Below are 13454 nucleotides of genomic sequence, written 5' to 3'. Positions count from 1 at the left end.
GGCAACACCCTACCGGAAAGGTCAGGTGTTGCACTCAGTTTTTGCCGCCGCCCACATATTCATTTTTCCACTTGTCAGGCAGGCCTTTTTCTTTGCTAGGGAGGAACATGCGCTTGGTTACATGTACTCCGTCTTGGTGCTTGTCGGCATATTCCAGTGGAGACCCGAGCACTATGCTAAGGCCGCGCACTTCGCCGGAGATGCTGTTGCGGAGCATGCCGGTGTCGAGTAGGGGCTGGCCTTTGCGGTGTTTGATCTCCGCCCAGGTGATGCCGTAGGGATCTTGGGATTTCCGAAAATTTGACTTGATTCGGTTCTCCCAAAGCGCAGCGATCTCTTGCAGGCCTGACCGGATGTGTGGGCTGTTAGGGCCGAGCTTTTTGACCTTGGCTGCCAGAGCCTGGAGCTGCTTGGTGTTAGCTACCAGCTCCACAGATCGATTAGTGCCTGGCGAGGCGGCGATAGCCCTGGCAATAATGGGGATCATGGCTTAGGCCCTAAAAAGTCGTATGTTGGTCAGCTTTGAGCCAGTGGTTGTTTGGCCTGCGGAGACTAGGTGGATCTTGCCGGTTGCGATACCCTCGAAGAAGGTGAGGGCATCTTCGTAACGCTTTCTTAAGTTTTCGTTGTCGGTATCTGGCCACGCGTTGTATCTGGCAATGTCCAGCACCGAGCCCCGAACGTCTGCTATTGCGACAGGATCTGTCAGTGGCACAGGGATGCCGTGAGAGCGGATGTATGTGTCGGCAAGCCTGGAGGCTCGGTCGATTGCCCTGATCACCCTAATTTCAGCGTCTTCAGGGAGGTCGTCATCTCCAAACTCGTCACTGTAGTCGTTATATGTGGCGTATGTCATAAAGTTTCTCTTAACCAAAAGGTTTTGTTAGTAGCGGCCTATCGCTTGTGCACCAGCACCCCATCTACTATCCCTCTATATAAGAAAGAAATAGGAGAGGGTGGAAAGGAGGGGAGGGTAGATGGGGTGGGGCACGTAAATATCTTGGCTAAGAAAGACTTTCTTGTAATCTTAGCTGGTCAAGGGGAATTACGTGATGAGTGTCCAAATCCACAAAGCTTTCCAATGTCTGCCCAGCTTTCCACAGCCTGTACCGCGCCGGCCCCAGGATCGCCTCCTGCTCTGCGGCGTCCTGTCGACCTAGCCAGTCTTCGTATCCGTCTGTAAATGCCGGCTCGTCATCACTGACGGCGATCATTACAGTGCGACAGCCGGGATGGAACGGAGGCACCTTTCTGCCCTTGTCCGTCACTTTGTAGACCTTGCCGTCCAGCGCCCGGCACACAGGCGTTGTGCGCGAGTCGAGCACAGCGCTAAGCTGATACGACCCAAACCCCACCCGCTCAAAAGTCTTGAGCGAAGCCTGGGACGTGACATGCGCCGACGCTGTCCTGACCATCACCTCCGCATTCCTCTTTGCACCCAGGAACGGATTGCCCGGCTCTGCATACAACGCATCCACAATCTTTGACGTCGACAACCCATTGAGCACACCCAGGCGTATGGTCTGCTTAACCTTGATCTGAGTCGCAAGCTTTTGCTCGTCAAGCCACTCGCCAATGATTTTGCCGTCAAACGGGTCGTTGCTAACAATGCTATCGACCAGCTTTTCAGTGACCAGTGAGCTTGTGAAATCGAAGCCCAGGAGCTTGGAGGTGAACTCGGACTCATACACAAACAGATCACCTAGCTCCTTTTTCAGCGCCTTCGACATCAGCTCGTACTCATCGTTGATCAACCTGTCGATGGTTACAAAAGTCTTTCGCAGCCGCGCTACAGCAGACCAATTTCGCGCCGTCATCGCCTCATCGAGCTCAGCTTTCACCGCCACCTTGAGGGCCTGGAGGTGGAGGGCAACTTGCTTCGCGATCCTGGTGTACTGCCCCCTCATTGCGATTTGGTGCTTAATTGTTTTGTCCGCGAGGCTCGCCATTACTTAGCTCCCTGGACAACCTGACGGATGTAGTCCTTGAGGCCTTGGAGCTGCGCCTCGGTGGTTACTATTTGCTCTCGGAGACGTAAATAATCCTGTCCAGCAGCGTCTGTAAGCTCTGGGTTTCCTGCATCATCCACGCCGGTGGGGCCGGCAGCGGCTGGCACTGAAGCGGGGCAGGTGGCACGGACGAGCACGCGCTTAGTGCCAGCGGCAAGCTCATCGCGCAGACCATCAATTTCGTGTTTTGCATCTGTCATTTCCTTGAAGCGTTGTTTGTCTAGCTCATCCCTGGTCTGTAGAGCCTGAGCAGCCTGCTGGGCTTGTTGCTGCAACTGGGCGACCTGACGGCGAGCCTCGGTGACCTCACCCTGCAGGGCGTCCCTGTCTCGCTTGAGCAACACACCTCCCAGGACAGCCGCCAGGGCGAATAGGGCGATCATCAGGTACTTGCTCATACCCCGACCTCGCACAAAGCTCTTTCCTCAGCGCGCCGACTAACCAACCCGTTAAGCTTCACGCCCCCGGCATAAACCCACTTCGACAGCTCAGCGCACGCACCTGCTGTATCACCAGAGTTTAACTTCCTAAGCAGAGTCGAACTGCCAAACTTTGTACCCCCGACGTTGTAAACAAATGAGACCAAAGCGGCCCGGCGCTCAACCGTCAGCGGAACCTTAACTCGGCTTTCAACGTCCTCAATTGCAATTAGCAGGTCTTTGCTGAGCTGCTCTTTGCATTGCCCTGGCGTTCGGCTCTGACCAATTTTTGCTGTAGCTGTATGTCCGTAGCAAATGGTTGGGATGCCAATAGGATCAAGGTAAGCGTCAGTGCGAAGCCCCTCAAAAGTGGCAACGACAGCAGTCGCTATGCTGATGGTTGCAGCCAGGCTATAGCCAGCAATGCGCTTATTGAGCATCGTCCGCCGCCTTTTGCTTTACCTCACTTTCCCTGGCTTCGCGTCGATTCTTTAAGACAGAAAATGTAATCTGAAAAACGAGATAGATGAGGGTAAGAACTTTAATCCAATCATCTATGGACATACCGCTGACCGAAGCGGTTATTACTGCAACAGGGGGCGAAAGCTTAGTAGCCTCCGTCACATACTGAGAGATTGACATTAGACTTGCTTCTTCTTATTATTGTGTGAGTCTATTATTTTATTGTAACACTTAAATCGGAGATGTGTTGATGACTATGGAATCTGCAGTTGCAAAAGCCCTGGAAAACTTTAACCCCGACAATGCTTTCCATGTCGCACTCAAAAAATACGGCGAACACACCTACACCCGCGTTATCGAAATGGCCACGGAATCCCAGCGTTTCGCAATCGCGGAGGGCCACCCGATTGTCGAAATAGCGGAGGCTGTGCGATCTAAAGCCTTGGAGATTTTTGCAGACGAGCGCAGAATGCGAGGCATGAAGCTGGAGGACGAGTTAGGCCTCTGACGCCTCAGTTGCCTTTTTAACACGGGCCTTTCGAACCGGCTTATCCGCAACTACAGGTTCATCGGGAGCAGCAACCCCAGGCTCCCCATACCCAAGCCCTCGCCAGTGCCCCTCTGCAGCACTCCCCACATCCACCAGCACCCGATCCCCGCCACGCTCCAACCAAACTGCATTTTTACTCATTGTTTGTCTCCAATGTTGGCCAAACCACGGCAAATGGGTCTTGCAGGGTTACGTCTCTCAGTGCCTGCCGGTATGCCGCCAGAGCTTGTCGCACAGGCTTGTTTTCCTCGCCAGAGATCTCGGCTTGGTCATCCAGCGTGAGCTTTATAACGTCAGTTCGAGCGAGTAAGTCGTCCCTGAGCCGGCGAACCTCCTGCATTTGCAGCGCCCTGGATTCCCTAATTATCAGCACGCCGTCTACGACCATCAAATCTTTTTGCGCATTAAAAGCATCTAGGGCTTCTTCAAAGTTTTCGATCTCAATAAACCGGTCGCTGCCAGAGAGCTCACCAACTGCAAAGACTCTATTATCTCTCGAGCCGTAATGAACTTTACTTTTTGACATAGTATTTAAATCCTTGCGCTGGAGCGGCAATTAGCGGAGTCACGAATTGATCTTCGCCGAGCTTTTTAAGCTGGTTGTACTGCACAGACCCGGTAGTCCCTGAAATTGAGCCAGTCGTTCCGCGATTGCCTATAGTAACAAGCTCGTTAGTCTCAGGGTTTACAAAGACCTTCCTGATGTAGCTGTTAAATGGAGGCGATGGCTGCCAAGACTTACCAGCATTAAAGGATATCATTGAGTTTGTATTGGCGTATGTATTGTCGTTAAACCAAAGTACATCGTCGTAAGCGGATATTACTACGCTTGAGCCTGTTGCGTTGGGGGCAAGATTGACCACAGAGAACTCATTAGTTTCCAGGTCATATTTGTGCTGCACCACCTGTTCGCCGAAATAAATACAGCGGGAGCCACTGTCAGAAACTAGCCTGGAGCCAGTCGTCAATTCTTTCATCAGGTTAACTTTGGCGGTCTCAAATGAACCACTCCAGACGACTTCGTACAGCCCCCGTATAGTGCCAATGGTCGCAAGGATAAATACCCGGTCAGGCCCTGCACCTACTGCTGCATACACCACAGAGCTCAAACCGTTGGTTGGGATAGCCCCAATCACTGCGCTACCAGTCAATGTATCAATCTGTCGCGTATTGGTAAGCGTGTTGGAAAACGCCAAATCGACATTGTCGGATACTGCAGCCAGGCCCTTATAGTTTGAATCTGTGAAAATTGCGGCTGTGTTGAATGCGGGCTGGTTTGTAACTAATCCAGTGGCTATGTATGTCGCAAAGGTAGTAGTTTGCGCATACAGGGCGTTGCGTGTTTTTCGTGAATAAGCTGTTGAAGTAATCTGCGCGCTAGCTATTACCTTGTTGGTATTGTCAGTTAAAACGACACTACTGGACGAAACCTGCGATGCATATAACGTATAGCCGTTGAGGATAGCGGCATCTTTGAGTGTTGAGCCACCCGTAACATCAAATCGGTGCTCGGAGTTACTGTCGTAACCAACAATATTCCCCCCATTTGCGTTGAGCGCTGCCGCGAGCTCGGGCGCATCGACGGAAATTCGGATAGTACCATCGCACTCAAGATAACCATCATGATCACCCGCAGGCAGGATTACTACCGTTCCGGTATCAAGTGATCCTGATCCTCCTGAGCTGGGTTGCTCCGGAGTAGCGGGCATAGCGGCGACAGCAGCCTCCACGATTTGCCTGATACTTGCTTTTTGAGAGTTTCCGGTTCGGTGCGTGTGGACTACGGAATCCAGATTCCCGTCCCAAACAGTAGCGAGGCCACTCGGCGTAACTTTATTTGTAGTCATTGGTGTTTCCGTCTGCTTTGAATGCAAATCTTATTGTTTGAATATTGTATCACTCTTCTATGAGCATATATTCGATAAGGTCAAACTCTCGAAAATTACGGGTGAGTACCAGGTTGGTATCTTCGACATCAAGCCACTTCAAGCTCGAATCACCCTCAATTGGGAATACCTTTTCAAAGGTTTCACCTGCGTCATATGTAACAGTTAGGGATACATCGTTGTTGAGGAATACTGCGAAATCTCCACGGGCATAGCCAATGCTCACTGCGCTGTCCAGGCTTGTAGTGCGCTCAAGCCCCGAGGATAGGTTAATGGCGCGCAGCACAGAGTTGCTAATTGCGTATATGTATTCGCCACCAGCTACTATGTTTCCGCCGCCCTGGCTTACAAGGCTGTAGCCATCCAAAGTGAGCTCAAAAATTGCCGTTCCCTGGTCACCCATGTGCGTGGCACTTACAAAAACTCGACCGTTGGTGGATGAGATTTCCGCGCCGAGGCCCTCGATCTGTAGCGTCAGATCACTGAATACAGGGCCCGGCCTGACCGACAGTGATGCGGGGTTGATTAGATAGGAGATGCTAAAGTCCGAGTTAACGAGCCAGTCGTCCTCGCCGAGGCTAGTCATCGCTGGGAGCTTTTGATCTCCGAATACCCCTGCAATATCAAGGGCGATAGAGGTGTCCGAGCCGTCGAGCCTAGTCAGTCGGTCGATCCCATTGTCGTTTCGCAGGTAGTAAGTGGCATGCTCAGTTTTGAAGATATCGCAAGCCCTGGCTGTAATGTAGTTCTTCGCGACAACGCGGGCTGTCCCTTGATTTATCTGGTTTTCGCTCTCAAATATTACGTACTGCGAATCAAACGCGGCGATGTATGTATTGCCAGATTTCAGGACTCGTTTGGGGTAGCCGTAGTTGTCGGAAAAACTGATCGAGCTGGTAGGAGTCGTGTTGATTCCAATAACCCGATTTAGCTGCTCAACGAACTGCTCCCACGCCAGGTAGCTGCCATTATCGTCCACCTCAACAAACTCAAACCCGGCGATGTCAGCGTAAATCGCATCAGGAGCTGATACCGAGCCGGCCATGGGGTTGGGTTTAGCATCGACAGTAACGTCTCCAGGTGAGAGTCCAGGATCTTGCTCCCCTGGCGAAACAACACTCCAGTCACCATTATCATCCGCAGTGCCGGTGCCGGTCGATCCATCAGGAAACGTCACTGTGACCTGATCGCCGGGCTTCGCTCCGCCACCTCCAACAGTAACAGTGCCGTCCTGGTTGGGCGTTACATCCCCGACTACCGGCTCGCCTGGTTTCGGATTCGTTACGACCCCAACATCACCTGGCCCAACATCGGGATCGTGAGGAACATCCGGAAACTCAACCTCCCATTCGCCGTTGTCATCTGCACCACCAGATCCAGTCTCGCCACCCGGTAAGGTGACCTCGACATCATCGCCAGGATTAGCACCACCACCGCCAACAACAGTCCCGCCACCTTCGCCTGGCTTTACTTCTCCTGGCTCTGGGGTAACAGGTGTCTCAGGTGTAGGCACTTGGTCAACGATCAAGTCCGGCGCACCGGGCACAGGCGTCACAACACCGGGCGACGTCACAGTCCAACCGCCGCCATTACCGACAATACCAGTGCCAACTGACCCATCTGGGAACGTAATGACAATGGTCTGCCCTGGCGTCCCACCGCTCCCACCCACAGCCACACTGCCGTCCGGATTCACGACGATGCCATCGACTACAGGTGAACCAATAACAATGCGAATCGCCCGGCGCAGGTGGTACACCGTCAGGGATAGCAGGTTCCGCCCCAAAATATTCATCAGCGCACCTCATGAATCCATACAGTCGCCGGATCTTCGCCAGCCAGCAGCCGGACGCTGATCTGCTTGCCCCTGTTTGTATTCAAATAGACCCCGCCCCTGGCATCGATTGGCGCGTCTGAATCGGTCACGACTGGGCCTTCGGCGATGTGAATTATCGACTTGCAGAAGATGTAGATCGCCTGCCCCTGAATGACCTGGCTTGTAAATGTGGCGCCTTGGGTGAGTCCAATTTTTCCCCTGGAGACCCCCGGCGAGACAATTGGCAGGACGCTGCCGTTGCGTTCGATTGTTGCTGTTACTTCGCTCATTACTTGCTCCTGAAAGTTAAAAGCCCCGCAGCTGACCTGCAGCAAACGGGGCCTTGGTTACGCCTGTGGCCCTTGCGAGCCAGCTTTATCAGTGCCCGCCGAGACGAGAGGCGCGTTCAGGGGCTACGGCTTTAGTACCGAACAGGGTTTCGAGCTTCCAGTGAGTACTTTCGGTCGAGGCGTTGTACCAGCTGAGCAGACGCAGGGTGATGCCGGTTTCCGGGTCGGTCATGCTGCCCATGGTCACGCCTGGGGCATTAGCCGGGGTTTCCAACTGGCGGAAGGCGATCAGGAACGCAGACTTACTGAAAGCTAGGTCGACCGGGTGGTCGCCAACAACCGATACCGAAGTCCCTGATGCAATGGCAGTGCTGATTTCTGGGGTCACGGCTACAGCAACAGCACCATCTTTGTCAGCCGCAATGTCAGCAGTGACTGCGAAGACTTGGTCAGTACCAGCAACGGTGATGATGTCGCCTTTCACGAACGTGGCGTTTGCACCTGCGCCGCTCAGAACCAGCAGGCTGGAGCCAACGCTACCGGCGACCGAAGTCTTGATGCCGTTGCTAGCAGAAGCAGTGCCCGCAAAGTGCATTGGAGCCTGTACGTCGCTGTACACATCAAAACCAAAACGGCGACCGATAATCCCTTCTTTTTCAGCCGTTTGCTCATTCCCGACAGTAAAGATGCCAAGCAGGTCAGCTTCGGTGTCCGACGTAAGCACCAGATTTTTGTCACCAAGCACCTTGCGGTTGTTGAGGGACTTACGGGCCTGGATGAGGTCTTTTTTGTCGCGAGCGTTGCTTGAGGTGAGCACGCCCGAGAAGTACGGAACCTCGGCGTACATGTTGAAGATCGCCTCGTTCACAGTACGAGCCAGGACATCCACTGCAGCTGCCAGGGCATCAGGTATCACGCCGGGCTGCATGCCAGTGAACTCGCGATCAGAGAGCTTGAACTCCTTATACACATGGCGATCCAGACGCAGTTCGACTTTCTCGACGTTCAGGTCTGTAGCAACAGAACCTCCAGTGCCGTGCTCGTCAGCCTGGTCAAACTCTACTGGTTTGTTGACGCGAACCAATTCACCAACTTTCTTGGCCTCATCTGCTTTGTCGACAGAAATGAGCCTTGGCATAGTCAGCTGACCGCGCAAGCGGGACATAGCTACCGGGAGGATAGTTTCGTTAATCAGCGCTTCAAAATCATTACCGAAGGCGCGTAGGACAACGAGTGCATTACTTTGAGACATGTATATACCTATTTATTATTATTTTTATTGGGTATTTTTGAGGTATCTGTTGCTCACCGAGCAAAACAGTCGCTGGCCCTACCAGCTGGTAATCTGGGGCCTAGCTAAGCCCCAGGATGTTGCAGTATTACTTAACCAACAACGATCTCGCCCTTGGTTCTTTTTGCAAAGAGCTCAGCTTGAGCTTTAGTGTCGGCAAGCATAATCATACTTTGCCATTCCTCGCGGCTAACTGACTTTCCGGCTCCACCAGTACCTTGCTTGCCGCCGCTACCAGGCATCGACTTAAAATAGTGGGGGCGAGTTTGGATCAGGCTTTCGATCCACTCTTTCGGCGTCAGCGCACGACCGGATTTGCCCATCGCAACATTTCCGTGTTGGTCACGACTAACAAGCTCGCCATTATCAGTCAGTTCCCAGGAGCCGCCGGCCAGGTTAATCAGGTCATCGATGGCAGTGGGCTGAAAGAATTCGTTCTTCAACGCTTCATTTCCGATCAGCTGCTTAATCTGAAATTGCTTCAGGCGACCTTTCTCGGCATCTACAGCCTTGCGGAGCTCGTCTTTCTCGGCCTGTTCGGCCTGCAGGCGCTCTTGCCAGGTTGCGTTTGCAGCATTAACTCGCTTATCCAACAAGGCTTGGAAATCCATCTTCCCAGCTTTCAATGCCGCTTGATCAGCCTCATCCTCTGCCTGAGCCAGGATGGCATTGAGCTGCTCTTGAACTTTCCTCTTTTCCGCCAAAATCTCCGCATTCTTTGACTTCAACCCGCCTGTTTCGGCTGCAAGAGCCTTGGCCAGTTCGGCGCGGAGGGTTTCCTGGAATTCAGGAGTTTCGGTGATTGGAACTTGAGCCCCTGGCTCATTGCCGCCATCGTCATCGCCAAAAGCTTGGAATACAACGAGGCCGCTGTGTTGCTTCAACATTCTTAATCCCCCGAGGATCATTTGTTATTTTTATATGTTGTGAGCACATAATATCATAAAAAATGGAGCGGGGGATTTTGTGCGAAATTTTCCTTGACTATTTATACAGTCTTCAAGATCGACAGTTTTGTTTCGTCGTCGAGCCTGTCAATCGCATCGATAAAGTCCTGTATGACCACCATCTCGCCGGCCTTCGCTTTTCGCAAAATTTCCGGAATATGTCCCTTGTCGAGCATAGCGCCAAACAGCTCCGCTGATTCATTCCGGCCATACACCGAGGATTCCCAGAAATCATACAGATCACGGGCATTTGGCTTAACAATCCCGTTTGCAAGGAGGTACATCACAGCCTTTAATCCCTCAAACTTGTCGCCCCTGGCAAAATCCTGGTGCGCCTTCGCACGAATGTCAAACTGCCTAATAAATGTGCTCATAATTGTCTCCATTATTGTTATTGGTCTAAGACTTGTGCCATCACTTCCCAGGCTAGGTAGTCCAAGCTTGATGGTTCAGAAAAACTTTGAATGTCGAACTCATATTTGGCGCCGTCAAACACGAGATCCTTAGCAAAAACCAGGCTGCAAATCACCCACCTACGCAAAAGACTCAAGGAATTTACGCAGCCGGACTCCGCACGCTCAGCAATGCCCTGGAGGTGATATTTGTTGTCAAACCTCAGTTGCGGCAGGGCAGGGTAGTGCTTGCGCTCAGAATCGAAGCCGCCGACTAGGCGGATTGCGCAGATTTCCTGGGTTGCTTGATTGAGTTTTCGGATGGTGACTGTTTGCATGTTGTGTGCCTTGGAGCTTTTGCTCTTCTCTTTATATTTATATGGTACTGATGGAGCGATACTTAAATCAAATTATTTTTTGAGTGGCTGTTGGATATTCGATCCTGGTTCACAGACAGGCTATATATGTGCACTTGGAAAGTCACTTGTGTTCAACGACGTATCCGGAAGCCGTGGCAGCAGCGAAAAGCTCTTTGAGGTCAAGCATCACTTGCCCACGGGCATAGCTGTTAGAGCTCAGCATGCGCACAATGTCAGGCGCATACGTCGAGCAAGCATCCTTTGTGCTGCACATCTTTAATGCGTGCCGGGCCGTCCGATAGCCGATGGATGTCGCAGTGTTTTTGTCTGGTTTTGCTGCTCGCATCACCATCCCAACCCCATCCACCACACCCTGATTTGCTGAATACGCGACCTGTACATAGGCAGCCAGCACTTCGTGGAACAGGGACAGGAACTGCTGATTTGTCATGCCAAGCGCCGGTCTGTTCATCGACACCGCAAGCTGCCACGCATCGCGATCAGACCTGAGCTCACTGAAGTTTTTGCAGTGGACAGCCTCGTGGAACATCGTGCTTGTGGTGCGCATCTGCTCATGAGTTGCCATTACAATTGCGCATGTCTTGTTGATCGACTCATTCCCAGGCACCACATTGCCACCCATCGCATACCCGACAACCCCGTAAGCCAGGGACTCTGGGCGCACCTTGCTCGCGTAATAATCGAACGTCGCTTGCTCTACGCCAGCCTTGCGGACAGCCTCGGGATCCAGGTGAGCCAAGAGCTCCTGAGGGTTATCTCCGAAGAGGAAGATCGGTGTAACAGTATCACCAACCACCGGCTTGACGACCTCATACATCTGGGCTGGATTAGTCCCCTCGACGTAGAGATTTGCCGCTGACGCCCCAGTTACAACAATTGATAACACAGCGGAACACAAAACCTTCCCTATCTTCAGCATCTACGCACGTCCCTGGTGTCAATGAGTCGCCAAATATATCAATACTTGTAACTTTGGCACAAGTCTGAGATTTGTCAGCAAAAAGGGCAGGGAGAATTATTTTAAGAGTATGCGTTTGATATACCCACCTGTAAATTCAAGGGTTTCCACATCTTATTCAGAATTTTTTATAGTTGGCTGAATAAATACCTATACACCGCATGATCTCCTTTTGCATAATGTAACTATAAAGACATCTAAGGGGGCAACATGGAGATTATGCAGCAGTACAGTAGGGCACTTGCCAATTCTTTTGCGTCAGAAGGCAGTGCTGCAAGTATTTTTAAGGCATTGGAACAATTCGATGCCGAAGATCGGAAGGTGATTGCAAGTCGGCTTAATGAGGTATTAGAGTTTGAATTTGCATCCCCCTCTGCCCAAGAGTTGGTTCGCAAAAACCTCAAAGCACTGAGCCCCGACTCCGACCTCTCGTGGATTCCTGACTGGAGGAAAGATCGTGAAGCTCTTTTCGCGTCGACCGAAAACAAGAACTGAGATCGAAGAAGAGCAGTTCATCTTAGCCGTCAACTCCCTAAAAACCCTCCAGGCGCCCCCTGGAGGCTGCATCAGCATCGATCCGGAAGAGCTCCGGGAGGTAATACTTGCAAGCCGGGAGCAATGCAAAGACCTGGTGCGGCGGGATGGCCATTAAGTTTGACAACAAAACAATAATAATAAGGAATCTGGAAATGACTAAACACAAGTACATTGAGATCTATTTTGATATCCCATATAAGGAATTAAACGACGACTATCTGCGCGCCACTCGCGATATGCCGCCAGAGATTGCGGAAAAAGTTAAAAAAGGCCGTGAGAATTCTGCTGCATATTTTGCTGCATGGTTAAACGCAGGTATTTATGCAGCAGCGATGGAGTCCACCTTGGATGAACGAGATTTAAAAGCGGATTGTCGAAAGTCGTGATCCCTACCAGGACTTAATGCGCCAGGATGGCCATTGAGTGGTTTGACAACAAATCCCTACCTCAAGCAGCTACAGTTCGCGAACGGATAATTTGCATTTCGATTAGATCTCGATACCATTCAAAAAGATCTTGGGGAGGTGGAAGCGTGTCTGTTTCGTTCAGGATAGTCAGGGCGTTGAAAACCATTGCTATGCTTTCAAATATAGCGAGCGGATTATCTTTCTCATGCTGCTTGAAGTCTTCCATAATGATATCCAGAATCATCCACCTAAAATCCGAACATTCCTGGCACGCCCGAATTGCCGGCACCACGTCTGGATGAGTTGTTGAGGCTGATGCAACTGCCCTGGACGCAGGAGCTGCGGAAACCTCGTCATCTGCTGCCAATGAATCGCCAATATCTATTAGAAGCTTATAATCTTTAAGAGCATTTAGCATTTCGGGATCCTTTCCATCGCCGGTCATTCTCTATATCAAGCTAATTCGAGCGCTGATTGGTGCTTGGTAGTTATAATGGAAGCAGTGCATGCTGAATAGATTTGGTGCCAGGATCGTAGTAAGCTTGATAAAAACCAAAGCCCTGGCGCCCCTCGCGCTCGCAATGAGCTCGGATCAAATTTATAGCTTTCATCTTATGCTCAATCGGCGTTTTGATCCCAAAAATAACTCCCGCTAAGTTTGCGAAACGGTATTTCAGTACTCTGTGCTTTTTATCCGATAGATCCATACCTGATTGAAGCACAAGGCGGTATTCCTTTTCCGACTCCCACTGTGGCAGCTTGGATGTAAGCGAGAAATTGAACTTTTCCCAGTGCTCGGTGCGTAGCTGTTCAGAGTCAGTTCGATACCATTCACTGGTGGTGCTCAGATTTTTTTCTTTGTCGGTGTACCAAAAACCGCCCAGGGCCTCGTTGGGAACATTGCCTAATGATCTGAAAAAATCTATCTCAGAGTGCTCCCTGTCATAGAAAACTTCCATGAAAGGCATGTGTTGAAAGCTGGTGGTAATACCCCTCATACCGAGGCCTACAGGCTTATTCATTTCCATGGACAGCGTGGGCTCTGAGCCAGAGACACGGCGGTTGCAGGAGCTGAGTGCAACACAGTTACTGGATTGAGGCGGGAGCCTC

General features: G+C 51.4%; 18 protein-coding genes and 1 pseudogene. 3 read left to right on the top strand and 16 right to left on the bottom strand.

Features of this window, described 5'->3' with window-relative positions:
• Positions 1-34: 34 nt before the first annotated feature.
• The 5 genes from MJ643_RS29405 to MJ643_RS29385 form a co-directional block, all read right to left on the bottom strand.
• On the bottom strand, positions 35-487 hold the full coding sequence (locus tag MJ643_RS29405) for a phage virion morphogenesis protein (RefSeq protein WP_247727199.1): 453 nt from the start codon (positions 485-487) through the stop codon (positions 35-37).
• A 3-nt stretch (positions 488-490) separates the two neighbouring features.
• The gene (locus MJ643_RS29400; protein ID WP_247727198.1) at positions 491-856 is read right to left on the bottom strand and encodes a phage protein Gp36 family protein; all 366 of its coding nucleotides are present in this window, start codon (positions 854-856) and stop codon (positions 491-493) included.
• Between the two features lie 148 nt (positions 857-1004).
• Entirely contained in the window at positions 1005-1949 is a 945-nt protein-coding gene (locus MJ643_RS29395; protein ID WP_247727197.1) for a minor capsid protein, read from the bottom strand.
• A complete protein-coding gene (locus MJ643_RS29390) occupies positions 1949-2407 on the bottom strand; it encodes a lysis protein (protein ID WP_156859631.1) in 459 nt (152 codons plus the stop codon). Before MJ643_RS29390 ends, MJ643_RS29395 begins: the two co-directional genes overlap by 1 nt.
• A complete protein-coding gene (locus tag MJ643_RS29385; RefSeq protein WP_156859632.1) occupies positions 2404-2868 on the bottom strand; it encodes a lysozyme in 465 nt (154 codons plus the stop codon). The genes MJ643_RS29390 and MJ643_RS29385 overlap by 4 nt, the downstream gene beginning before the upstream one ends.
• A gap of 272 nt (positions 2869-3140) precedes the next feature.
• Here MJ643_RS29385 and MJ643_RS29380 point away from each other — a divergent pair, with 272 nt between their 5' ends.
• Positions 3141-3398: a hypothetical protein gene (locus MJ643_RS29380; RefSeq protein ID WP_156859634.1), complete on the top strand. Its 258-nt coding sequence runs from the start codon at positions 3141-3143 to the stop codon at positions 3396-3398.
• A 175-nt stretch (positions 3399-3573) separates the two neighbouring features.
• Here MJ643_RS29380 and MJ643_RS29375 read toward each other — a convergent pair whose 3' ends face one another.
• The 9 genes from MJ643_RS29375 to MJ643_RS29335 all read right to left on the bottom strand — a co-directional run bounded on the left by MJ643_RS29375 (position 3574) and on the right by MJ643_RS29335 (position 11361).
• Complete coding sequence (locus MJ643_RS29375; RefSeq protein WP_238396988.1) at positions 3574-3966, bottom strand: phage tail assembly chaperone; 393 nt, start codon at positions 3964-3966, stop codon at positions 3574-3576.
• A complete protein-coding gene (locus MJ643_RS29370) occupies positions 3953-5287 on the bottom strand; it encodes a hypothetical protein (protein WP_156859635.1) in 1335 nt (444 codons plus the stop codon). The genes MJ643_RS29375 and MJ643_RS29370 overlap by 14 nt, the downstream gene beginning before the upstream one ends.
• A gap of 49 nt (positions 5288-5336) precedes the next feature.
• On the bottom strand, positions 5337-7121 hold the full coding sequence (locus MJ643_RS29365) for a hypothetical protein (RefSeq protein ID WP_156859636.1): 1785 nt from the start codon (positions 7119-7121) through the stop codon (positions 5337-5339).
• A complete protein-coding gene (locus MJ643_RS29360; RefSeq protein WP_156859637.1) occupies positions 7121-7432 on the bottom strand; it encodes a hypothetical protein in 312 nt (103 codons plus the stop codon). Before MJ643_RS29360 ends, MJ643_RS29365 begins: the two co-directional genes overlap by 1 nt.
• Positions 7433-7520: 88 nt before the next feature.
• A complete protein-coding gene (locus tag MJ643_RS29355) occupies positions 7521-8684 on the bottom strand; it encodes a P22 phage major capsid protein family protein (protein ID WP_156859638.1) in 1164 nt (387 codons plus the stop codon).
• A 131-nt stretch (positions 8685-8815) separates the two neighbouring features.
• Positions 8816-9610 (bottom strand): hypothetical protein, encoded by a 795-nt coding sequence (locus MJ643_RS29350; RefSeq protein WP_156859639.1) that lies wholly within the window; start codon positions 9608-9610, stop codon positions 8816-8818.
• A gap of 101 nt (positions 9611-9711) precedes the next feature.
• Positions 9712-10044, bottom strand: coding sequence for a hypothetical protein (locus MJ643_RS29345; protein ID WP_156859640.1), 333 nt, complete (start codon positions 10042-10044; stop codon positions 9712-9714).
• A gap of 17 nt (positions 10045-10061) precedes the next feature.
• The gene (locus MJ643_RS29340) at positions 10062-10400 is read right to left on the bottom strand and encodes a hypothetical protein (protein ID WP_156859641.1); all 339 of its coding nucleotides are present in this window, start codon (positions 10398-10400) and stop codon (positions 10062-10064) included.
• A 142-nt stretch (positions 10401-10542) separates the two neighbouring features.
• On the bottom strand, positions 10543-11361 hold the full coding sequence (locus MJ643_RS29335; RefSeq protein WP_156859642.1) for a hypothetical protein: 819 nt from the start codon (positions 11359-11361) through the stop codon (positions 10543-10545).
• 249 nt (positions 11362-11610) lie between these two features.
• On the opposite strand from MJ643_RS29335, the gene MJ643_RS29330 reads away from it, so the two are divergent.
• Together MJ643_RS29330 and MJ643_RS29325 are read left to right on the top strand one after the other, a co-directional pair.
• Positions 11611-11895 (top strand): hypothetical protein, encoded by a 285-nt coding sequence (locus tag MJ643_RS29330; RefSeq protein WP_156859643.1) that lies wholly within the window; start codon positions 11611-11613, stop codon positions 11893-11895.
• 194 nt (positions 11896-12089) lie between these two features.
• Positions 12090-12323: a hypothetical protein gene (locus MJ643_RS29325; RefSeq protein WP_156859644.1), complete on the top strand. Its 234-nt coding sequence runs from the start codon at positions 12090-12092 to the stop codon at positions 12321-12323.
• 61 nt (positions 12324-12384) lie between these two features.
• On the opposite strand, the gene MJ643_RS29320 is transcribed toward MJ643_RS29325, so the two are convergent.
• The gene (locus tag MJ643_RS29320; protein WP_156859645.1) at positions 12385-12789 is read right to left on the bottom strand and encodes a hypothetical protein; all 405 of its coding nucleotides are present in this window, start codon (positions 12787-12789) and stop codon (positions 12385-12387) included.
• A gap of 43 nt (positions 12790-12832) precedes the next feature.
• Positions 12833-13454: pseudogene (locus MJ643_RS29315) on the bottom strand (DUF2971 domain-containing protein); the annotation flags it as partial.

It is taken from the genome of Pseudomonas sp. PNPG3, assembly GCF_023093815.1.
Taxonomy (GTDB): domain Bacteria; phylum Pseudomonadota; class Gammaproteobacteria; order Pseudomonadales; family Pseudomonadaceae; genus Aquipseudomonas; species Aquipseudomonas asiatica.
Note: the sequence above shows the minus strand (reverse complement) of the source record. Positions and strands in the feature narration are given on the sequence as shown.